Annotated in this window: 17 protein-coding genes; 4 read left to right on the forward strand and 13 right to left on the reverse strand. The window is 73.0% G+C overall.

Features of this window, described 5'->3' with window-relative positions; genetic code table 11:
* Positions 1–97: 97 nt before the first annotated feature.
* The 3 genes from OV090_RS16080 to OV090_RS50680 form a co-directional block, all read right to left on the reverse strand.
* Entirely contained in the window at positions 98–970 is an 873-nt protein-coding gene (locus OV090_RS16080; RefSeq protein ID WP_346660364.1) for a bile acid:sodium symporter family protein, read from the reverse strand.
* A gap of 137 nt (positions 971–1,107) precedes the next feature.
* A complete protein-coding gene (locus OV090_RS50675; RefSeq protein ID WP_267704547.1) occupies positions 1,108–1,827 on the reverse strand; it encodes a metallopeptidase family protein in 720 nt (239 codons plus the stop codon).
* Positions 1,824–3,308, reverse strand: a complete 1,485-nt coding sequence (locus OV090_RS50680; protein ID WP_267704548.1) for an NlpC/P60 family protein — start codon at positions 3,306–3,308, stop codon at positions 1,824–1,826. The genes OV090_RS50675 and OV090_RS50680 overlap by 4 nt, the downstream gene beginning before the upstream one ends.
* A gap of 701 nt (positions 3,309–4,009) precedes the next feature.
* Between OV090_RS50680 and OV090_RS16095 the strand changes: the two genes are divergently transcribed.
* A complete protein-coding gene (locus OV090_RS16095) occupies positions 4,010–5,287 on the forward strand; it encodes a CapA family protein (protein WP_267704549.1) in 1,278 nt (425 codons plus the stop codon).
* Positions 5,288–5,323: 36 nt separating this feature from the next.
* Here the strand turns inward: OV090_RS16095 and OV090_RS16100 are convergent, their stop codons facing one another.
* The 6 genes from OV090_RS16100 to OV090_RS16125 form a co-directional block, all read right to left on the reverse strand.
* Positions 5,324–6,127: a PPK2 family polyphosphate kinase gene (locus OV090_RS16100; RefSeq protein ID WP_267704550.1), complete on the reverse strand. Its 804-nt coding sequence runs from the start codon at positions 6,125–6,127 to the stop codon at positions 5,324–5,326.
* 255 nt (positions 6,128–6,382) lie between these two features.
* Positions 6,383–7,942: a hypothetical protein gene (locus OV090_RS16105; RefSeq protein ID WP_267704551.1), complete on the reverse strand. Its 1,560-nt coding sequence runs from the start codon at positions 7,940–7,942 to the stop codon at positions 6,383–6,385.
* Between the two features lie 44 nt (positions 7,943–7,986).
* Complete coding sequence (locus OV090_RS16110) at positions 7,987–9,414, reverse strand: adenylosuccinate synthetase (RefSeq protein ID WP_267704552.1); 1,428 nt, start codon at positions 9,412–9,414, stop codon at positions 7,987–7,989.
* A 442-nt stretch (positions 9,415–9,856) separates the two neighbouring features.
* The gene (locus tag OV090_RS16115; RefSeq protein ID WP_267704553.1) at positions 9,857–10,609 is read right to left on the reverse strand and encodes a ferritin-like domain-containing protein; all 753 of its coding nucleotides are present in this window, start codon (positions 10,607–10,609) and stop codon (positions 9,857–9,859) included.
* A complete protein-coding gene (locus OV090_RS16120) occupies positions 10,606–11,811 on the reverse strand; it encodes a hypothetical protein (RefSeq protein WP_267704554.1) in 1,206 nt (401 codons plus the stop codon). Before OV090_RS16120 ends, OV090_RS16115 begins: the two co-directional genes overlap by 4 nt.
* A 129-nt stretch (positions 11,812–11,940) precedes the next feature.
* Complete coding sequence (locus OV090_RS16125; protein WP_267704555.1) at positions 11,941–12,630, reverse strand: SDR family NAD(P)-dependent oxidoreductase; 690 nt, start codon at positions 12,628–12,630, stop codon at positions 11,941–11,943.
* Positions 12,631–12,990: 360 nt separating this feature from the next.
* On the opposite strand from OV090_RS16125, the gene OV090_RS16130 reads away from it, so the two are divergent.
* Positions 12,991–14,727 carry an IgGFc-binding protein gene (locus tag OV090_RS16130; protein ID WP_267704556.1) on the forward strand — a complete coding sequence of 579 codons (1,737 nt, stop codon included), beginning with the start codon at positions 12,991–12,993 and terminating at the stop codon, positions 14,725–14,727.
* A gap of 232 nt (positions 14,728–14,959) precedes the next feature.
* Here OV090_RS16130 and OV090_RS16135 read toward each other — a convergent pair whose 3' ends face one another.
* From OV090_RS16135 to OV090_RS16150, 4 genes are all read right to left on the reverse strand, one after another.
* Positions 14,960–16,495 (reverse strand): serine hydrolase domain-containing protein, encoded by a 1,536-nt coding sequence (locus OV090_RS16135; RefSeq protein ID WP_267704557.1) that lies wholly within the window; start codon positions 16,493–16,495, stop codon positions 14,960–14,962.
* A gap of 7 nt (positions 16,496–16,502) precedes the next feature.
* Positions 16,503–17,492 (reverse strand): DUF5914 domain-containing protein, encoded by a 990-nt coding sequence (locus tag OV090_RS16140; protein WP_267704558.1) that lies wholly within the window; start codon positions 17,490–17,492, stop codon positions 16,503–16,505.
* A gap of 193 nt (positions 17,493–17,685) precedes the next feature.
* Positions 17,686–18,168: a hypothetical protein gene (locus OV090_RS16145; RefSeq protein ID WP_267704559.1), complete on the reverse strand. Its 483-nt coding sequence runs from the start codon at positions 18,166–18,168 to the stop codon at positions 17,686–17,688.
* Positions 18,169–18,666: 498 nt separating this feature from the next.
* Positions 18,667–19,845: a lycopene cyclase family protein gene (locus OV090_RS16150; RefSeq protein ID WP_267704560.1), complete on the reverse strand. Its 1,179-nt coding sequence runs from the start codon at positions 19,843–19,845 to the stop codon at positions 18,667–18,669.
* 106 nt (positions 19,846–19,951) lie between these two features.
* Here OV090_RS16150 and OV090_RS16155 point away from each other — a divergent pair, with 106 nt between their 5' ends.
* Positions 19,952–21,292: a hypothetical protein gene (locus OV090_RS16155; protein ID WP_267704562.1), complete on the forward strand. Its 1,341-nt coding sequence runs from the start codon at positions 19,952–19,954 to the stop codon at positions 21,290–21,292.
* A gap of 37 nt (positions 21,293–21,329) precedes the next feature.
* Complete coding sequence (locus OV090_RS16160; RefSeq protein ID WP_267704564.1) at positions 21,330–22,289, forward strand: hypothetical protein; 960 nt, start codon at positions 21,330–21,332, stop codon at positions 22,287–22,289.
* Positions 22,290–22,387: the final 98 nt, after the last annotated feature.

Here is a 22,387-nt window from a genome sequence, read left to right on the forward strand (position 1 = left end):
CGGCGCAACCCGGAGAGGCGGCGGCGCGGCCGCCGGAGCGGCGTGTCGGGGTCGGAAGTCCGCGCTGAAACGGATCGTCCTGACCCCCACGCTGGGCTCAGGCGGATCGGTCGGCGCCGCGATTGACCAGGTAACCGAACGCGGCCGCGGTGAAGAACATGATGAGGCTGTAGACGGCGGGCGGCACCGCCATGGCGGTGTTGTTCAGCAGGGTCGGGGCGCTGGCGATGGCGATGGCGAGGGTGCCGTTGTGGATCCCGATCTCCATGCCGATCGCTACCGCCTGGCGCTTGGGCAGGCGCACCACCACCGGCACGAGGTAGCCGACGGCCATGCTGACGAGGTTGAAGGCCAGCGCGGCCAGGCCGACCTGCCGGAAGTACTCGACGACGTGGGCCCGCTCCTTGGCGACGGTGGCGGCGATGACGAGCAGGAGGAACACCGCCGAGAGGATCTTGACGGGCTTCTCGAGGCGGTCGGCGAGGCGCTGCTTCTTGGCGCGCACGAACATGCCGATGCCCACCGGCACGAGCACGATGGCGAACACCTGCACGACCTTGTCGAACTGCAGCGGGATGACCTTGCCCTCGCCCATGAAGTGCTCGAGCGAGTAGTTGACGATGAACGGCAAGGTCAGCAGCGAGAGCACGCTGTTGACGGCGGTGAGGGTGATGTTGAGGGCGACGTCGCCCTTGGCCAGGTGGCTGAACAGGTTGGCCGTGGCGCCGCCCGGCGAGGCCGAGAGCAGCATCAAGCCGACCGCGAGCGCCGGCGGCAAGTCGAAGCCGGTGGCGATCGCGAAGCACACCACCGGCAAGAGGAGCATCTGACACAGGAGCCCGATGAACACCGGCTTCGGCATCAGGACGACGCGCTTGAAGTCCTCGAGCGTGAGGCTGAGGCCGAGGCCCAACATGATGACGCCGAGCGCGATGGGCATCAGGACCGCAGTAAGAACGTTGGACTCCACGCGAAACCTCCGACGTTCGCACGATACCCCGCCGCCCGTTCACGCCCAAGCGCGGGGCGACGGGCGCGAGTCCGCGCGGCTACCGCACCGGCTACGCAGCGGCTACCGCAGCGACCACCGCAGCGACATGGGGTGGGTCAATCGAGACCCAGGCGCTGCATGTCGTCCTCGTCGAGGCCGAAATAGTGGCCGATTTCGTGGAGGATCGTGACCTCGACCTGCTCGCGCAGCTCGTCCTCGTCGGCGAACATGGCCAGGAGGTTGGCGTAATAAAGGACGATCCGGCTCGGCGCCGCCGCGGCCTCGATGCCCCGCTGATGGAAGTGGTCGGGGCCCTCGAACAGGCCCAGGGCGCGCGGGTCGAAGCCGTCCTGCACGAGGTACTTGGCCGGCCGGGCCTCGAGCACCACGGGGACGTTGCCGAGGCGCCCCTTGAATTCTTCGGGCAGGTGCTCGAGGACAGCCTCGGCGACGCCGGCGATGAAGCGCTGGTCTTCCTTGGTGCCGATGCCGGCGCCGATGTCGTCGTGGGCGTCGAGCTTCAGGACCTCGAGGTAGTGGCGGATCATCGCCGGCCGCTCGTCCATGGCCTCGTGGACCTGGGCCAGCGCGTGGTGGGCGTCGGCGAACCGCGGCTCGCGCTCGAGCGCGCGGCGGAAGTGCGGCTCTGCGGCCCCGGGGCCCTCGATCGTCCACACGAGGTCGCCGCGGAAGTAGTGGAGCTCGGGGTGGTCGTGCCAGTCGGGGCTGGCCTCGTCGAGCAGCTCCAGCGCTTCGGCAGGGTCGTCGGCGGCGACGTCGGCGACGTCGTCGAGGAAGGCGTGGAGGGCGGGATCTTCGGGCGGCCGGGATTTCACGGGCGGGGCTCCGGGGCTGGCGGGACGAGGACTGTGATCTTGGAGATCCGCTGGATGAAGGCGCCGCGCGAGGTGCCGCGCCCGAGCTCGAGGTCGCTGACGTGGACGCCGTCGACCTTGAGCAGCGTCTCGCGCTCGCCCGCGGGAGCGCCGTCGGGCCGGCCGGCGCACGGGACCAGGTACTCGGCGAAGGAGTGGATCGCCATGGCGGTGCCGGCGTCGTCGCGCCCGAGGTAGAGCATGATGTGCCCGGGGAAGTGCAGCAGGACGACGCCGCGCCGGTGGGCGGCGTCGATCCGCCGCAGCCGCTCGGCCTCCGGCAGGTCGGGCGCGAGGTCCTCGACGGCGCCGGCCAGCGCCTGGTCGCTGGTGTGCCGCGGGAGCACGAGGCCGAGGCCGCCGAACATGTCCATGAGGAAGCGCGAGCAGTCGCGGCCGCCGGCGTAGTCGCCCCAGCCGTACGGCCGGTGCAGGAAGGAGAAAGCCTCGGTCAGGACGGCCCGGCGCGTCAGCGGGCGCTCACGGGCCGAGACGAGCGCGGGGTCGACGCGGCGCGCGACGACCCCGGCAGAGCCGGCCAGCAGCACCTCGCCGCGGCTCTTGGCGGTCGGCAGCAGGCTGGCGAACGGGACATGTATTTCAGGACCTTTCCCGGAGGACATGTCCTCGGGGACATCGAAGTCGCGAGCGGCGCGGACGAACGGGCCGTCGCTGAAGCGGCGCACGTGCTCGGCGGCGATCGGCGGCGACAGGGCGGCGCTGCCGAGGTCGATCCAGCCCATGACGTAGGGCGTGCGCGCGAGCGCGAGGCCGCCGTCCCAGGGGCGGAGGATCTGCACCGGCTCCTGCGCGCGGGCCATGCTGCACAGGTTGCGGTCGAAGGCGAGGTCGCGGGTCGGGGTGTAGTAAGGCTCGCGCTGGGGGGCGCAGCGGATCGGGATCAAGTCGAGGGCGACGCGCACCTCGACCGGCAGCTCGGCGAAGGCGCCGGCGTCGAGGACGGGCGTGAGCGCGGCGATCTGCTGCGGCGTCATGGCGGCGCCGTCGGGGTTGACGTAGGCGGCCGACTCGAACTTGCCGCGCAGGTAGCCGAGGCGCGTGTTGAGGTCGTCGGCGAGGCGCGCGGGGTCGACGGGCGCGAGCAGGTCGGCGCGAGCGCTGGCGCCGAAGACGTCGCGGCGGGCGATCCGGGCGTTATGAGAAGCGAGCTCGCGGTCGGTGAAGAGCGGGCGATCGAGGTCAGCGACGGCGGCGGTGCGCGCGAGCCAGTAGTCGAGCTGCTCGTGCTCGGGGAGGGTCCGCGGCAAGGGGTCGACTGCGACGCCGGTGGCCGGGCAGTCGCCCGCGGGCTCGGCCGGCTCCTGCGAGCGCGCAGCGCCAGGCGGCGGCGGAGCCTGGGAGGCGAGCTCCGGCGGCGGAGTGCCGCAGGCGAGCCCGAGGAGGCCGCCGAGGAGGACACCGCAGGGGGAGGCGGACTTCACGGGTCGCGGCAGTGTACGCGAAGCGGCCGGAGGAGGAGAAATTCGCGGCCGAGCGAGCACATGCGCGCGGGGCGGCGCGGGTTTTCGGGCGAGCCGGCGCCCGTCGCGGCGCCGGGACATGGCAGGCTCGCTGAACTCGCAGTCGGTGTTGCTGGTTCGGCCTCGCGCTGCATGGGGCGGCGATCTTGCCCGCGGCTCGCGCTCGCAGGCGACCGCGACTGCGGCGAGCACGACAGGCGCGAAAAGCTGGTATGAGGTCGCTCGTGCGGTGCTTCGGGCGACCCGGCACGAGCGAGGTCCAGCAGCGAGCTGCGGAGGGCCGGTCGCGCGAGGCGCCCGCTCGGCGAGGCCGGAGGAGCGCCTCGACCTGTCTGTTCGGGCATGTTTTCTTAAAAGACATGCTGTCATGCCTGGGACGCGCGACGGACGGGCGGGGGCTCGACAGCGCGGTCCCGGATGTCTCTCGCAACCCGGTCGCCGACGAGCGGGCGCGGACGGCCGGCTCCCTTTTTGGAAAACATGTCTCTCGGGACATGGGTGGTGCGAGAGGTCGCGCGCCGCGAGCGGGGGTGCTGCTGGCGGCGCTGGGTGTGGCGCTGGTCACGGGCTGCGCGGGGCGCCCGCCCGAGGAGCGCGGGCGGGCCGAGGCGGGGCCGGAGCAGGCGCCTGCGGATGAAGTGATCGGACAAGAACGTTCGGACATGTCCGATGCGCCAGCCGCGGGTGATGCTCGCGGCGCGACGGAGAAGACGGCAGATCTCTCGGCCGGGACGTCGTCGGGGATTTTTTTTAATAATATGTCCGGAGGGACAGGTGCCTCCTCGGAGGACGTGCCCGCTGCGGTCGCCGGCGCTCCCCTGCCCTCGCCGCGGCCGATGCCGGCGGGTTACCTGGCGTTCTCGCGCGCGTGCGAGCCGAGCGAGCGGATCGTGGTGGCGGCGGTCGGCGACCTGCTGCTGCACCACGAGCTGCAGATCCAGGCGACCTCGGCGAAGCAGCGGTTCCGCGTGCTGTGGGAGAACGTCGAGGACCTGCTGGCCGCGGCCGACCTCGCGTACGCGAACCTCGAGGTGCCGCTGGCGGCCGGGGTGCTGCGCTCGGGCGAGGAAGTGGCGGACCCGGGGCTGGTGTTCGACCGCAAGGTGTACACGGCGTACCCGCGCTTCAACGTCCACCCGTCACTGGCGCTCGACCTGGTGGCGAGCGGGATCGACGTGGTGTCGACCGCGAACAACCACGCGCTCGACCGCGGGGCGCTCGGGGTCGACAAGACGCTGGCGGCGCTCGACGCGGCCAAGCTGCCGCACACGGGGACGCGGGCGCGGGGCAAGGACGGGCCGTGGCACGCGGTGACGAAGGCGGGCTCGTTCACGGTGGCGTGGCTGGCCTGCACGCTGCACACGAACATGGTCGCCGACGAGGCCGGCCAGGTGCTGCGCTGCTTCGACTCGCCCACGGCGGTGGCCGACGCGGTGCGCGCTCTGGCGCGGACGCCGGGGATCGACGCGGTGATCGTGACGCCGCATTGGGGCAAGGAGTACGCGCCGACCGCGACCAAGCAGCAGACGGAGTTCGCCCGCCGTTGGGCCGAGGCGGGCGCGACGGCGATCGTCGGCAATCACCCGCACGTGCTGCAGCCGTGGGAGTCGATGACGACCAGCGACGGCCGCGAGGTGCTGGTCGCGTACTCGCTCGGCAACTTCGTCAGCCACCAGCCCGAGCTGCCCAAGCGGTCGACTGCGATCCTGTACTTCGGCCTCGGCCGCGCCGCGAAGGGGCCGGCGTTCGTCACCGGCGCGGGCTACGTGCCGGTCCACGTGCGCCAGACGGGGGATGAATTCTTCGCCGAGGCGATCGATCGCGTCGGCGGCCCGGCCGACAGCCGCGCGCACATCGTCGCCAACTTCGGCGCGGCCAACCTGCTGGCCGCGGACAAGCCGATCGAGGTGACGCCGCAGTGCCAGCCGCCCCGCAAGTGATCGCAGGGCGGGCCGCGTCTGGGGCTCGCCCGCGCGTCAGACGATCGTGGTGCCGGCGAGGCCGGGCGGGCTCTTGGGGTACTCGAGGTCCATGCGCTCGAGGGTGCGGACGACGATGCGGGCGACCAGGTAGTTGCGGAACCACTTGCGGTCGGCGGGGATGATGTACCAGGGCGCGTCGTCGCTCGAGGTGCGGACGAAGATCTGCTGGTACACGCCGGTGAAGTCGTCCCAGGCGGCGCGCGCCTTGAGATCGTGCGGGTCGAACTTCCAGTGCTTGTCGGGGCTGTCGAGCCGCTCCTGCAGCCGCTTGCGCTGCTCGTCCTTGCTGATGTGGAGGAAGAACTTGAGCACGCAGGTGCCGGCGTCGTGCAGCAGCTCCTCGAAGCGGCGGACGTGATCGTAGCGCGGCTCGACGACGTGCTTCGGCAGCAACTTCTCCACCGTCGGGACCAGGATGTCCTCGTAGTGCGAGCGGTTGAAGATGGCGACCTGGCCGGCCGGCGGCACGTGGTGGTGGATCCGCCACAGGAAGTCGTGCGACCGCTCGAGCTCGTTCGGCGCCTTGAACGCCATGACGTGGGTGCCGAGCGGGTTGAAGCCGCCGGCGACGTGCTTGATCGTGCCGTCCTTGCCGCTGGCGTCCCGGCCCTGCAAGATCAGCAGCAGCGACCGCGTGCGCTCGGCGTACAGCCGCTCCTGCAGGTCCTGCATGCGCGAGAGAAGGCCGGGCAGCTCGGCCTCGGCCTCGGACCGCTCGAGGCCCCCGTTGTCGTCGGGCTCGTACCCGCTGAGCTTGGCCCCACCCGCGCCGCGCACCCGGTAGTCGTCGAGATCCATGGAGTGTTTCTTGCGCGATCGTCGGCGAATGTCCACCCGTCCGCAGGACCGCCCGCGCGCCGGGCGGAGCCGAGCGTGGGTATGGCATGTTCTTTGGGACATGTCGCAGATCGATGATGTCTCTTCGGGCATGCTCTGAGGGACATGCCCGAAAGAGCTGCCGAACATCGGCATGTGGGAGGAAGCCGTCACGACGCTGGAATTGGCGACGGCCGCCGCGTGGGAGCACGGGCGGCCGCAGACGAGCTGCCGGGGCTAGCGACGGCCGGCGCGCGGGGTCGGGCGCGGAGCGGTCGAGGGGCGCGGCGAGGACGGGCGCGGGGACGGGCGCGCCTCGGGACGCGGGGACGGGGTCGGCCGCGACTCCGGCGGGCGCGGGGTCGGCCGCGGGCGCGACTCGGGCATCGGCGTGGGCCGCGACTCGGGCGGACGCGGGCGCGACTCGGGCACCGGACGCGGCTGCGGGCGCGGCTCGGGGCGCGGACGCGACTCGGGCTGCGGGCGTTCCGGGCGAGGGCCCGAGCCGGGCTCGAAGGGCCGCGGGGTCGGACGCGTGCTCGGACCGGGGTCAGGCCGCGGGCCCGGATCGGGACGCGTGCTCGGGCCGGGGTCCGGCCGCGTGCCGGGGTCCGGTCGCGGGCTGGGCCGCGGGATCGGGATCGGCCGGTCCGGGACCGTCGGGTCGGGCCGCGTGCCCGGGTCGGGCCGCGGGATCGGGATCGGCCGGTCCGGGCGCGTCGGGTCGGGCCGCGTGCCCGGGTCGGGCCGCGGGATCGGGATCGGCCGGTCCGGGCGCGTCGGGTCGGGCCGCGTGCCCGGGTCAGGCCGCGGGATCGGGATCGGCCGGTCCGGACGCGTCGGGTCGGGCCGCGTGCCCGGATCGGGCCGCGGATCGGGGCGATCGGGCCGATCGGGGTCGGGGCCCCCCGGCACTGGCTGGGACGGATCGGGCCGGTCCGGGCGGTCAGGCAGCGGCTGGCCGCCGGGGCCGGGCACCGGGCGCGTGCCCGGAGGCGGGACCGGGATCGGCTGGCCGCCGGGACCCGGGACCGGCCGCGTGCTCGGCGGCGGGACCGGGACCGGCTGGCCGCCGGGGCCGGGCACGGGTCGGGTGCCCGGAGGGACAGGTTGAGGCATGGGCTGGCCGCCGGGGCCCGGCATCGGCCGCGTGCCCGGGTCCGGGTACGGCTGGTCCGGGTACGGGCGGTCCGGGTACGGGCGGCTCGGCGGGATCGGCACGGGCCGGCCGCCGGGTCGCGGGTACGGGCGCATGCCGGGGCGCCCCGCGGGCACCGGCAGGACCGGGCGATAGCTGGTGTCGGCGTAGCTGTGGAAGCCGTCGGTGCGCGTGCCGCCCCAGTACCAGCCTGCCCCGTAGCAGCCGTCACCCCAGCTGAACTGGCGGGCCGGATAGGCCCCGTTCCACACGTAGATCAGCGCGGTGGGCGGGGTCCAGTAGTAGACCCACGTGTGCATCTCCGGGCTGAAGAACACGAGGTGGCCCTCGATGTTGTAGTAGGGCCGCCCGGCCCAGGAGACCCGCGGGTACGAGTCGATGGGCATCGTCGACAGGTGGGTGTACTCGACCAGCTCGAGCTGCTGGCTGTCGTACATCTCGTAACCGACGACCACGCTGGACCGGGTGCCGCACACCGACTCGCAAGTGCCAGTGCCGTAACCGTAGCCGCCGATCGTCTCCACCCGGGTGTCCCGGGCCTGGGGATAGACGCTGTAGTAGGTGCAGCCGGAGCCGCCGAGGAGCGCCGCGACGGCTATCGCGGCGAGCGAGAGGAACCGAAACCGAGAACCACTCATAAGATGACCGACTCTCGAGAATGAAAAACTGTTCATGATCCTCTTCACTTCCCGGTCTCGTCGCCATCCGCGGATGCAGACTCACCTCGCTGGTCGTCCGCGCGCGGTCCCCAGGCAGTCGCGGCGATCGGGACGCCCACTTCGACGGCGACGAAGTCGAGGAATTCGCGGAGCTCTCGGCTGTCAGAGCCGCTCCAGCCGGGCAGCCGGTGCCACCGCGGACGCGCCTCCAGCAGCGCGCGGGTGGCCTCGGCGCGGGCTTCGAGGCTGCCCTCAGTCGGGGCGAAATCGCGCACGACTGCGCCGTTCTGCAAGATCCACGCGTCGCAGACGGAGATCTGCCGGCGACCGGCGAGGCGATCGAGGTGAGTGACGACGAGGCCGTCGACGCGACCGGCGATCGCCAGGCCGAGCCGGGCGGCGACGAGGTCGAACCAGCCGACGCGCATCGGGCCCTGCCACGGACCGGGGAGGTTGTGCGGCTCGGGCAGGTCGAGCGCCGGGTCCTCGGCGACGAAGGGACCAGGGCCGTGGCGCGTGCCGTGGGCGCGCAGCACCCCGAGCCGGCGCAGCGGCGGCGCCGACGGGACCTCGGCGCACAGCGCCTGGGCCTGGGCGAAGGAGACCGCCGACGGGGTGACGAAGGGGAAGAAGCCGCGGTCGGCGTCCAGCAGCGCGCCGTGGGCGCCCTCGAAGATGACCGCCGCGGAGTCGCGCTGCAGGGCCTCGCGCAGCTGCTCGCCCTCGTCCGTGTGCAGGCGCGCGGCGATCGCGAGGTAAGCGTCGGCGACGACATCGGCGAGGTCCCGGCGCGCGAGCTCGGCGACGAGCGGGGCGATCGCAGGCGCGGGCGCGGCCTCGGCGAGCTGCTCGGCGCGGTCGAGCTTGAGCAGCTGGATCTGCCGGAGCGCGCGGACCAGGCCGGCGCGGTCGCCGGTGAGCGCGCCGACGCGGAGGCACGGCGCGTGCGGGTTGTGAGCGTCGCGCCAGGCCGGGCCGACGCCGAGGCCGCAGCTGCCGTGACGACCTGTCCCTCGGGACAGCTCTTCGATGCGGCCGAGCAAGCGGTGGAACGGGGTGACGACGGCGCAGCGGCGATCGACGACGAGGTCGGCCCACGGATCGACGAGGCCGGCCTCCTGCAAGGCCTCGGCCTCGCGGGCCAGCGCCAGCGGTTCGACGAGCATGAAGCGACCGAGGCAGCTGCGGGCCCCGGCGAGCGCGCCGGCGCCGAACTGGGCGAAGCAGTGGACGCGCCCCGCGGGGGTGACGACGTGGTGGGCCGCCTGCGGGCCGCCGTTGAAGCGGGTCACCAGCGGCCGGCGCCCGCGGGCCCGCACGCGGGCGAGCGCGTCGACGACGGCGCCCTTGCCCTCGTCGCCGAAGCCGAGGCCGAGGACGGCGACAGGTCCTTCGGGACAGGTTCTAAGTGCCAGGTCACCGCCCACGGACGCGTCGCGGCAGGCTGGCACGAGGCGACCGCGACGGTCAAGCCGCCCGCCGCTGCGCGCGGATTCGGTGAGCGCGGCGGCGCCGCGGCGGCGATTGTGAAGCGCCCTTCAGCGCGGCGATGCGAGAGCGCATGGAGCGAGGGCCCGCTCTGGAGCTGTACTTCAGGCGGCGACGCGAGAGTGGATCGGCCGCAGGCGAGGTCGAGGCCCACTCACGTGCTGTACTTCAGCGCGGCACGGGGGAGCGGGTCGAGGTCGAGACGCGCCGTGCTTCAGCCAGCGCGCGCGGTTCGAGATCGGGGCCTGCTCTGGCGCTGTACTTCACGCGACGACGCGAGAGTGGAGCGGCCACCGGCGAGGCCCGCTCACGCACTGCACTTCAGCGCAGGCCGCGGGAGCGGTGCCAGGTCCAGGCTCGCTCACGCCGTACTCCGGCGGGAGCGAGTCGAGCATCGAAGTCCGCTCAGGCGCTGTACTTGAGCGTGCCGCCGACCACCAGCGCCGCATGTCTCTTGAGCCAGGTCGTCACCGTGTCGCGGTGGCGCAGCTCCTGGGCCAGCGGCTCGCGCAGCTTGTGCGCCAGGGCGGCCTCGCCGAAGTCGTCGGCGAGGCCGACGAGCTGCTCCCACGAGGCGCTGTCGACCAGCTCCGCGACGAGGTGAGCGTGGAGCGCCTGCGGCAAGGTCGTGCGCGGGTCGGACACGACCTGGACGATGCCGGCCAGCTCGACGCCGGCGAGGTCGGCCGAGGGCGTGACCGCAGTGGGGTCGGCGCCGAGGTTGATGAGGACGTCCTGCAGCATCGCGAAGTGATGCGCCTCGTCGGCGCGGAACTGCGCCAGCTCCTCGAGCGTGGGCCCGCGGTCCCAGCTGCCCTGGGCCTCGAGCTTGGCCATCAGCGCGTCGAACAGGCGCACCCCGGTGCGCTCGAACGCGAGGCGCTCGCCGAGCTTGTCGAGCAGCAGGTGGACCTTGTGCCGCCGCAGCAGCGCGCCGCCGGCGTTCTCGACCACCCGCAGGCTCGCCGGCGCCGGCATGTGGCCGATCAGGCCGACCTCGCCGGCGTACTGCCGCCGCACCTCCGCCAGCGCGCGCGCGCAGCCGGGCGAGCTCGGGGCGTCCCGCGCCCCCTCGACCACCGCGGGTCCGTCGGTCGGCGAGAGGTAGATGCCGGTGCGGTTGAGGGCCAGGTCGGTGGGTCGTCGGGCGCGGTTCATGATCCGGTCGCTTTCAGCGGGGGGAGGACGGAGGCGTCGCGGATCCGCGGGTCCGCGAGCTCGGTGCCGGGCGACCAGCGATAGCCGGCCGCCACGGTCTCGGACGGTGAGCCGTCGCGCTCCAGCTGGGCGCGATAGCTCTGGGTGGCCCGCGACTCGGCGTCGCGCGGCACGAACTCGGTGCCCGCGGCCCCGAGCTCGACCTCGGTAGCCAGGACCTCGCGGATGAACGCGCGCTCGCCGGTGAACTCGAGCGGCTCGGTGAAGCTCAGCGGCACGATCTCCGAGGCGTCGCGCATCTCGGTCTTCTCGTACAGCTCGCGGACGATCCGCAGGTGCTCGAGCTCGTAGGCGAGGAAGCGATCCCACACCGCCAGCACCCGCGGGTTCGTCTCCGAAGACAGGCAGCCCCAGTACAGGTAGACCTCGGCGGCCTCTTGCAACAGCCACCGCTCGAGCCAGGTCTCGGCCGGGTCGAGCAGCGACTCGCACTGTGTGACGTGCTGCTCCTTGACCGAGGCGAGCTCGGCGTAGAGCTGACGCGCCACCGGGTCGGCGAAGGTCGGGCCGACGTCGAGGTAGTGATCGCGGGCGTGGTAGGCGATGGCGCCGGCGATCCGCGCGTGCAGCTTGGTCGCCGGCGCGGTCGCGTAGCGGTCGTACCAGCGGCGCAGGTCGTCCTCCGGCGCGCGGTGCTGGGCCGAGGTCGGCCGGCCCGGGCGGATGTCGGTGTACGACTGGAGGATCGCGTTGGCGTCGCGGCCCTCGAGGCGGTCCATCAGCGCGGCCAGGCGGTAGAGGTGGTCGAAGTCCTCGAGCAGGCCGAGGCGCAGCGCCTGGGCCACGTACGGGTCGGGCTCGCAGCGGGCGATCTGCGCCCCGACCTCGACCGCGGCCTGGGCGACGGCGATCGAGCTCTCGAGCGGCGACTGATCGGCGGGCTGCAGCCAGCGCAGCAGCGTGGCCTGGTGGTGCTCGACGCGACGGATGTCGGCGAGGAGGAGCCGGTGCTCGGCGCCGAAGCGGACCGCCGCGTGCTGGAAGCGCACGGCGGCCTGCTCGACCGCGTGGCCGACGATCAGCCGGACGCGCGTGAAGGCCTCGTCGTCGAGCTTGCTGATCGGCTCGCGCACCAGGTCCTTCCACGTGAACACCTGACGCGCGAGCGGGGTGCCATGCTCTCGCAGCAGATCGAGGGTCATGGCGAGAGGTGTGATCGGGACTGCGGCCGAGGCAAGCTCAGGCGCAGCGCCGACGGCGGGGGACGGCGCGAGCGGCGTAGCCCCGGCCCGCGGCAGAGCCGGCGAGCTCCGGCGAGGGCGACGCCGCGGTCATCGCGCGCGACGGTCGAGCAGCTCGCCGCTCATCCCCCTGGCCGCGTCGCTGGCGAGGAACACCAGGTCGCCGGCGCCGCGCTCGTGATCGGCGTCGGGCACGACCGCGTTGACGCGGATCTTGACGCGCGCGAGGTTGGTGGCGAGCGAGCGGGTGCAGGTGTCGAGCGCGGCGCGCACCGCCTCCTCGTCGCGCACCGGATCGGTGGGCGGCCGCGGCGACGAGGTGTTGACGATGCTCGCACCTGGCCGATCGCGCAGGTACGGCAGGAGCCGCCGCGTCAGGAAGAACAGCGAGAAGAAGCTCGGCGGGCTGCGGCGCGCGACCAGGTTGTTGACCAGCACGTCGACGCCGCCGAAGCGCTCGATCACCCCGGTGACCAGCGCCTCGCAGAAGCCCGGGTCGTCGACGTCGCCGCACACTGCCAGGCACGCGCGGCCCTCGCGCTCGACGGCGCGCACCAGCGCGTGGGCGTCGCCGTGCGCCGACAGGTGGGTGAAGGCCACGTCGGCGCCCTCGCGGGCGAACCGGATCGCGGCCGCGCGGCCGATCCCGGTCTCGCCGCCGGTGATCAGCGCGACCTTGCCGGCCAGCGTCGGGGTCCGCCGGGTCGCCGGCGACGAGGGCTCGCGCGCCCGGGCCCGGCGCGGTGGGCCGGCGGCGGAAATTTCGGCGGGATCGTCCATATCCCGGGTCTTTGGGCGGGGTCCACCGGCCTCGCAAGGAAAAGCGAGGGGACCTGTGATCCGTTGCGTACCCTCGTGACACTACCCCGATGCGACGACCGAGCCGGGCGCGGTCGTGCGCCGCCTCGGTGGTATTCGGGGCGACTATCCCGGCCCTCGTCGAACCGCCGCACTATCGTATTTCGCGGCCCCGATCGGCGCTATTTTATATGGGACATGTCCGATAGGACATGCAGGCCGGAGAGACACCAGCGGCGTATGAGCCCGCGGTCGCTGAGGGACGGACTTAACTCACGGACCTCAGCGCCCGCCGCGGATACCGCCCCACGGCGGCCGTTTATGGCCTGCTATCGTGCGGGCATGCGTACCAGTTTTCGGCTTATCGCAGCGATGACGATCATCGCCGGCTGCGGCGATTCGACGGCAAACACCGGCGCGAGCGAGGGGACGAGCTCGACCGGTGAGTCGACGTCTTCGTCGACCACGACCCCCGACACGCCGACGACCACCGGGACCACCGCGCCGCCCGAATGCGCGCCCGACAGCGTCGTGTGCGTCAGCGAGACCGAGGTGGCCGAGTGCGGACCCGACGGCCAGCTCGGCGCGCCGACCTCGTGCCCGAACGGGGGCGTCTGCGTCGACGACGTCGGCTGCACCGGCTGCGAACCGGGCGCGGTCCGCTGCGACGGCGACCAGCTGCAGCAGTGCAACGACGGCGCGTGGGAGGCCCAGCAGACCTGCAGCGCGACCCAGGGCCTGACCTGCGACGCCGACGCGATGGCCTGCACGGGCGCGTGCGCCCCCGAGTCGCTGCCCTTGACCGCCTCGGGCTGTGAGTTCTACGCGCTGACCGCCCTGCAGCTCAACCAGAACGGGTCGATCTTCGCGATCGTCGTCGAGAACCCGGGCGACAGCCCCGCCACCGTCACGATCACGCAGAACGAGGACTTCATGCCGGTGGTCGAGACGGTCGACGCCGACAGCTACCGCGTGATCGAGCTGCCCTACACGATGGGCCTGTTCAACGCCCTGGTCGGCAAGCTCATTTACGACGGCGCCTACCGCATCGAGAGCGACGCGCCCGTGCGGGTCGTCCAGTACAACTCGTTCAACCTCACCGCCTCGAGCGACAGCTCGCTGCTGTGGCCGCGGCACACCTGGGGCACCGACTACTTCGTGTCGTCGTACGCGCCCAGCCCGGTCGAGGGCGGCTTCTACCACGGCGCGTGGGCGGTGGTCGCCGGCGCCGACGAGATGTCGGTCGAGGCCACCGCCCTGCCGGGCACCAAGTCGAAGGCCGCGCCGGGCATCGGCCTCGACGGCAACGGCAAGGCCCCGCTCGACACCGGCGACGTGCTGCAGCTCGTCAGCGCCGACGACGGCGACCTCACCGGCACGCGCCTGGTCGCCGACAAGCCGATCCAGGTGCTCGGCGGCCACGAGTGCAGCTTCATGCCCAAGGACGTGCCGTACTGCGACCACCTCGAGGACATGATGCTGCCCGTGTCGCAGCTCGGCACCGAGTACGCGATCGTGGCGCCGTCGAAGCACAACCCGCCGACCGAGCGACGACCCCAGGTGCTGCGCGTGATCGCCAGCGAGCCGAACACCGAGCTGACGTTCGAGCCGCCGATCTTCGCGCCGATGACGATCGCCAACCCCGGCGAGTACGTCGAGCTCGAGCCGGAGAGCGAGAACTACGCGCTGGTCAGCAGCGCGCCGGTGCTGGTCACCCAGTACATGGTCGCCTCGACCCTCGAGAGCGACGCCACCGACCCGTCGATGCTCGTCGCCATGCCGGTGATCCGCTGGCACGACACCCACTACGTCCACGCCCTGCCCGACTGGCTCCCGGTCGACGTCGACGTCGTCGCGCCGGTCGGGGCGACGGTCACCGTCGACGGCGCCCCGCTCGCCGGCTTCGAGGCCATCGGCGACACCCCCTACCAGACCGCCCACATCCGCTTCGACGAGGACCCGGGCCTGGTCGAGATCGCCGGCGACCAGCCGATCTCGGTGAGCGTCTACGCCACCCGCACGGACTCCCCCGCGAGCAGCTACTGGCACAGCACCGGCGGCTTGCTCGCGTCCGAGTGAACTTCCACATGCCCGAAAGAACACGCTTTAAAACGCATGTTCTTTGGGAAATGTCCTGATCGACATGCTCGATCGACCATTCGGCGCCACCGAGCCCGGCGCCCTCCGAGACGCGGGTGCGGGCGATCCTGCCGAGCTCGCAGGTAGGTCTCGCGCCGCGAAGGCGGGCCCTGCGAGCTAGCCTGTCGAGCTCGGCACCTCTCCTCAGTGGCGCCGCTCGATGGCCTCGTGCTCACTCGACCCGCGCGCCGACGAAGGCGTGGCCGCGCAGGTCGCTGGCGTGCGCGTCGGTGCCCGCGAACACGAACGTGAAGCCGCCCAGCTCCGGCCGCCCCGCGACGAGGAAGCGAGCGTCGCCGGCGTGCTCGAGCCGGACGTCGGCGAGACCCAGCGTCGGCGCAGTCAACCGCAGCTCGGCCCCCTGCGCCGCGATCGTCACCTCCTCGCCGAACCGCGCCGCGCGGTACGTGCCGGCGTAACGGCTCGCCGGTCCCATCGCCGCCGCGCGCTCGGGCGCCGCGCCCAGCAGCTCCTGCAGCACGGTCGCCAGGGTCACGCGCAGCGGGACGCCGGTGTTGCTCAGGACGGCCGCCGCGAATCTTCGCTCCGGCACGAACACCAGGTCGGCCGCGAAGTCGCCGGTCGCGCCGCTGTGGCCGTAGATCGCCGGGCCGCTCGTCGGCCGCACGCGCACGCCCAGGCCGTAGCGCTCGCCGGGTCGCTCGAAGGTCGGCACCTCGGCGGTCAGCAGCTCGCCCAAGGCCGTCGGCGACAGCGGCGAGCGCCCGGGATCGACGAGGTCGCGGACCGCAGTCACCAGCTCGGCCGCCGACACGATCGCGCCGCCAGCGGGGGCGGTCCAGCGGGCGTCGCCTGTCCCGAGGGCCAGGTCATCGACGACGCTGAACGCCCGCGCCTGCGCCCCGCGCCCGAGGTGACCGCAGGCGGCACCTGTCCGCAAGGCCAGCTCCAGCTCGACGTTCACCGCGCCCAGCCCCAGCGGCGCCAGCAGCTCGTCGGCGAGGAGGCGCGGGAACTCGACCCCGCGCAGCTGCGCGAGCGCGGCGCCGACGACCGCGTAGCCGTCGCTCGAGTAGCTCCACAGCGCCCCCGGCTCGCGCCACAGCGGCCGCTCGCCGAGGGCGGTCAGCCACTCGGCCCCGAGCTCGAGCGGCGACGGGTCAGGCAGGCCGGCGGTGTGGGTGAGCAGCTGCCGCCAGGTGATCGCCGCGGCCCGCTCGTCGACCCCCGCGGCCAGCTCGGGCACCACGCGCGCGACCTCGGCGTCGAGCTCGAGCCGCCCGGCGTCGACCTGACGCAGCACCAGGGCCGCCGTCCACAGCTTGGTGATCGAGCCGATCCGAAAGCGCGTGGCCTCGGTGACCGCCTGTCCCGCGAGACAGGCGCTCCCGGCAGTCGCCACGAACGGCGCCCCGTCGCCCTCGACGATCGCCAGGCTCGCGCCGACCCCCTCGAGGTTGTGATGCTCGGCGCAGAACGCCGCGACGATTTTTTTGAAATGCGCCGACGCACCGGCGTTGCGACGGAGACATTCGCCCCGGCGATCGCTCCCTTCGGCGCGCTCCGACTCGCTCTCCGTCACCGCTCGCGTGCGGCTCGTGGGCACCTCGGCCCCGCCGGCGCGCTCCGACGCCCGTTCCGCGAGCGCCCCGGCATCGACCGTCGCCTGCCCGCACGCGAGGACCAGCGCGCACCAGCCGAGCCCCGCGCCGCGCATCACCGGAGCGCGCGCGTCGCGGCGCGCCACCTCGTCCTTACTCCGCCTCGCCGCGGATCGTCCGCAGGCGCACCGGTGCGCGCGCGCGCTGGCGGAAGCGGCGCTCGGCGTAGGCGACGTCCTCGACCCACAGCCTGGCCGCGCGGCGCTCGATGAGCGGGCGCAGCAGCCAATTCGCCCCGAGCGCCCACTTGAAGCCCGGGCGCTCCGAAGTCGCCAGGGTCGCCTCGAGCACCGCGCAGCGGCCGGGGCCGAGCGGCGTCGCGTGGGTCTCGACGACCGAGCCGACGCCCTCGCCGCCGACGATCGTCATCACGATCGTGCGCGGGTCGGGGCAGTGGAAGGTCGCGTCGACCTCGACTGCCAGCGGCCCGAACACGCGGTAGGCCACGCGCACCAGCAGCAGATCGGGCTCGTCGGCCAGGACCTTGAGGCGGGCGAACGAGTGCGGGTGATAGTGCGCCCCGTGCCACGGATCGAGGCGGTTGGCGAGGATGTCCGAAGGGTCACATTCGGCCTCCATCCGCACCACGCCGCTCAGGAACCGGGCCGGTCGCGGGGCGAGGATCGGCGCCGACGTCGGCGCCTCGCCAAGCGTGTGAGCTGTCTCTTCGGACAGCCGCACCCAGACCAGCACGCCGTCGTCGTGGGTCGGCAGCGGCCGCCAGCGACCGTGCGGCTCGTCGCCGAGCTCGAGCCCGTGCCACGGGCACACCAGGTTGTCGCCGCGGACCTTCGCGCACGCCAACGACGCGCCCATGTGCGGGCACGCCTCGGGGGCCGCGCGCACGCTGCCGTCGAAGGTCCGCCACAGCACCAGCTCGTGGCCGTCGACGGCGTAGGCCCGCGGTGCGCGGTCGATCTGGTCGCGCGCGTCGACTGCGAACCACCCGCCGCCGGGCAGCGCCAGCGCCCGCTGCAGCGCCTTGTCGATCCGCCCCGGGTTGGCCTGCACCCAATCGGGCGCCTCGCTGTGCGCCTCGCCGGGAGCGCCCGGAGTGTTGCCGAAAGTGTAGAGGCGCGTCATCGGGGCGGCAGGGAGCGCCAGTGTACTATGGGCGCGCCCGGTCCGCACCTCACGCGCCGCGCCGGGTCGATGCGCCCCGGCGCGAAACATCGTCACCGGCAGGCCGCGACGTCGCCGCGAATTCGGCGGCGAACGCGAGGCGTGCCGCGGGCCGGCCGAGCGCGCCCGGCCGGCCCCGACGAGGCGCGCCCCGCTACCACGCCGCGAACGCGGTGCAGGCCATCGCGTCCAGCGAACCCGTGTGGCTCAGCGGGATCAGCTTCGTGCTGTTGTTGGCGATCGGGCCCGAGGAGCTGCCGACGAAGGGCCCGGGCGAGCCGAAGTAGTGCGTCACCGTGTACGAGATGAGGGCGCCGGCCGGGACGCCCCCGCTCACCGAACAACCCTCCGAGGCCAGCGTGGACAGCCGGACGTTCGGGTTGAAGATCGACGGGTAGGTGATCGTGCAGCACAGCGGGACGACGGCCTTCGCCGGATCAGGGCGATCCTTCAGGACGTCGATGCCCTGGTCGAGCGGGCTCCCGGCGGCCTCCTCGGCCTCCTCGGCCTCCTCGGCCGCGAGCTCGTCGCTGGCGTCGATGTCGTCGAGCGCGGCGAGCTCCGCCTCCTGATCGGGGTCGTCGCAGGCGGTCGCGAGGAGCACACACGGCAGGGCCAGCGCGAACAGGGGGAGCATGCGATTCGCGGGGCGATACTTACTGGATGCGATCATCATGGGTCATTTCCTCTGGTTGACGAGTAAACAGCGCGCCCGCTCGTCGCTCGCCTCCGGCGAGAGACACGATCGTCGCGCTCGCTTGCTAGGTGGCCGCGGTCGACCGACCAATTGCAGCGTCGCCAGATTTTTATGCGACGACCCTGGGCCCGATTCTTTCTTTTGAAGCGAGAGAAAATGGGTGGGGTCCAGGGCGAGCGTCGGGCCGCACCCGAGCGCAACGCCGCCCCCACCCGCCTGCGAGCCGATCAGGGGCTTCTCCTCCTATTCTCTTTTCTTCAGGCGAAAATACGGTGACTCGTGCATCGGCCCGAATCGCTCGATTCGCCGCCGGAACAATGAATGCGTCGACATGGCGCCCCTCGAGGGTAATCCCGCCGACGCGCTGACCGCTCGACCCTTCCGATTGGCCCGTGACGACCCGCGGATCCGCGTCACCGCGCCCGCCGCAATGCCGCCTCAGGTGGCCGCGCGCAGCCACAGCGCCCGCGAGCGCACCACCGCCGCCGTCATCTCGGCCATCGGCGTCGCCAGCATCACCCGCGGGTAATCGAGCGGCCCCGCGTGATCGCTCAGGAAGCGGCACAGCAGGTCCGGCGGCAGGCGCTCGAACAGGTCGACGAACAGCGGCGGCCCGCGGCTGGGCGTGCGCTGCAGGTGGGCCAGCAGCACCCGGTCCATCGCCACCGCCGCGGCCGGCCGGGGCGCGGGCACCCGCGGCGGCGCACCTGGCCTTTCGAGCAGCTCGCGCGCCAGCAGCTCGGAGGCCCGCTGGATCGCCTGGAACGCGTAGCCGGTCGAGCCCTTGGCCAGCCCGCCGCGCAGGCCGAGGTGGATCACCCGCGGGCTCTGGCGCAGCGCCGCCGGTCGGCTCGTCATCGCGATCGCCCCGCGCTCGCGCCAGCGCACCTCCGGCGCGGTCAGCCCGTAGCGGGCGCGCAGGTAGCCGCGCAGGTCGTCCTCGTAGGTCGCGTCGGGCAGGCTCGCCGGCGAGATGTACGTCGTCTCGACCAGCGCGCGGGTCGGCGCGAACGGCAGCACGTACATGAAGTGGATCCCCCGGCTCTGGTCGACCGCGAAGTCCATCAGGGTCGGCACCTCCGGGTCGAACACCGGCGCGGGCGCCTCGACCTCCCAGCCGACGAAGTGCTGCAGCAGGTCGACCTCGTCGCCGCCGGGCGCGGGCGCGGGCGCGGGCCGGCTGTCGAACACCAGCCGCGCCTGCACCACCTCGGCGTCGGTCACCACCTCGCACCCGCTCGCTGTCTCGCGGATCGCCCGCACCGCGCAGCCGCGGCGCAGCTCGATCTCGGGGAACTCCGCGAGTGTCCCGAGGGCCATGTCGTAAAAGACATCCGACGGCACGTGCTCGTACGGGTGGCGCTCGCTGCCGCGGACTCGCGAGCGGTCGGCGTCGGCGACGCGCCAGCGGGTCCAGCGGTGGCGGACCGCGGCGGCGAACGGGTGATCGACGAAGCGCCAGTAGCACCACGTGCGGTCGCGGGCGTGCCGCGCGCGCGGCTCGATCAACACCACGCGCGGGCAAGGGACCCCGCGGCGACGGCTCTGGAGGGCGATCTGCACCGCCAGGCTGAGGCCTGCACAGCCCGCGCCGGCGATCACGTAGTCCGCGCGCACCGGCGCATCTATGGCCCAGGCGCGGCCGGATCTCAAGCGACCGACGATCTTCGCGACGGTGATCGCCCGGGCACCGCGCGCGGGCCTTCATGCTAACGTCGGCCGCATGCGCGACCTCCGGCTGCTCCGCCGACGCCTGCACACCGCCCTCACCTCGGGGCTCTTGCTCGCCGCCTGCGGCCCCGCCCCCGCGCCTGCCCCGGTCGAGGCCGCCAAGCCCGCGCCCGCCAAGGCCGCAGCTCCCGAGCCCGCGCCCGCCGAGGTCGATGCGGCTCCGGACGCCGAGCCGCCGCCCGTCCCCTCTGGTCCGCAGTACCCCGCGCGCACCGGCATGGACCCGTACGACCCTGACGGCCTCGAGGAGGAGGGTTGCAACAACGGCGACTGGTGCGGCGCGCCGGCGGCCGCCGACAAGTTCCGCGCCCCGCAGGCGACCGACGAGATCGGCTGCCCGACGCGCCTCATCGGCCGCCCAGACCCCGGCGTCGGCCCCAACGACAAGACCTACAAGGGCCTGTCGATGAACCCGATGATGATGGGCCGCCTGCGCAAGATCGCCACCGACGACAAGCGCAAGGCCACCGGCGACGGCGAGATCTGCTGCTACCACTGGTTCGACTACTGCAGCGGCCGCCCGCTGCTCGCCGGCGACGACGCCGTGGCCGCGCCCGTGGTGGCCGGAAGTACATGGCTCGGAGAGCATGTCCCCGAGGACATGCTCGGAGAGCCAGCCGCCGACGAGCGCCCGCTCGTCGCCGCCGCCTGGCTGGAGGACGCGCAGATGGAGCACGCCTCGGTCGCCGCGTTCGCCCGCGCCGCGCTCGAGCTGATGGCCGTGGGGGCTCCGCCCGAGCTGCTGGCCGGCTGCGCCGAGGCCGGGCTCGACGAGGTCCGGCACGCGCAGGTGTGCTTCGCGCTGGCGGCCGCGTACGGCGGCGTCGCGCGCGGGCCGGGTCCGCTGCCCCCGGTGCAGCCCCGCGCGGGCGGCCTGGTCGCGCTCGCTTGCGACACCTTCCGCGAGGGCTGCGTCGGCGAGACAATCGCCGCGCTGACCGCTCTGCGCGGCCGACGCGGCTGCGCGGCTGCGGCCGCCGACGCGGCTCTGGCGGCGATCGCCGCGGATGAGACCCGTCACGCCGAGCTCGCCTGGGCGACGGTCGCCTGGGCCGTCGACGTCGGCGGCCGCGAGGTCGCCGAGGCGGTGCGCGCAGTCGCGGCCGAGCTGCGGGCCGCCGCCTTCGTCGACGAGCCGCAGGCGGTCGAGGCCGACCTGCGCCGGTTCGGCCGGCTCGGCCCGCAGGAGCGCGTGGACACCCGCCGCGCCGCGTGGACGGGCGTCCTCGATCGCATGCTGGCGCTGGCGCTCGGCGACGACGAAGCCGCGTTCGCCGATCCGGCATCCCGGAGCGCCGAAGCCGCGAGGGCGGACGCGAGCCTCTCCGCCTGATTTGCGGCTCGGCGGCGCGCCCGCCTATGATGGGGGGATGGTTCGCCGCATCTCCTACCTCGCGCTCGTCACCCTCGCGGCCTGTGCCGGCGGCGAGGACGTGACCCAAAGTTCAGGTTTCGGCGGCTCCTTTCCGGCGCCGACGGGCTCGCAGGTGACGACGGCGACGGCGGGCATGTCGGGCACCTCGGCGCCGAGCACCGACGACTCCGCCGGCACCACCGACATGATCCGTCCGGACTTCGGCGACGTCGCCCCGACCACCGACGACGTCGATCCGACCGCCGTCACCGCGAGCGATCCGGGCACCACGACCACCACCGGCCCGACGATCACCTGCGGCGACGGGACGATCGAGCCGCCCGAGGAGTGCGAGGGCGCCAACGTCAACGGTCAGACCTGCCAGGGGCTCGGCTTCACCGGCGGCCTTTTGACCTGCGACGCCGCCACCTGCACGTGGAACAAGAGTCAGTGCGTCAGCGAGTCGTGCGGCGACGGCATGAAGAACGGCGGTGAGGAGTGTGACTGCGGCCAGCAGGGCAGCAACTGCAGCGCGGCGCAGCTCGGCAACGCGGTGTGCGCGGGCCTCCCGGCGCCGGCCAACGGCAACTACCACGGCGGCACCCTGGCGTGCGGCAGCCCGGGCAGCTGCCTGTTCAACAAGGCCGGCTGCTTCTGGTGCGGCGACGGCGTGCGCAACGGGCCCGAGTCGTGCGAGGGCGGCGACCTCGGGGGTCAGACCTGCAACGGCCTCGGGTTCAGCGGCGGCACCCTGAGCTGCAACGCCAACTGCACCCACAACACCGCCGGCTGCGTCAACATGGTCTGCGGCGACGGCCAGTGCAGCCCCGGCGAGGACGACTGCACCTGCCCCGAGGACTGCCCCGAAGACCCGTACTCGTGTTCGGACTGCGAGTGCGGCGACTTCAGTGGCGCCTGCGCCTGCGATGCCAACTGCATCTTCTACGGCGACTGCTGCATCGACGGCCCGTGCTGAGCGTGAACATCGGCCCGTAGGTTCATGGTCCCAGGCTGACATTCGCGAGAGAATCTTCGCCGCGCGACCGTCGTCCGCCCCCGCACGATTCTTGCCGG

Origin of the sequence: Nannocystis sp. RBIL2, assembly GCF_026626745.1 — a bacterium.
Classification (GTDB): Bacteria; Myxococcota_A; Polyangia; order Nannocystales; family Nannocystaceae; genus Nannocystis.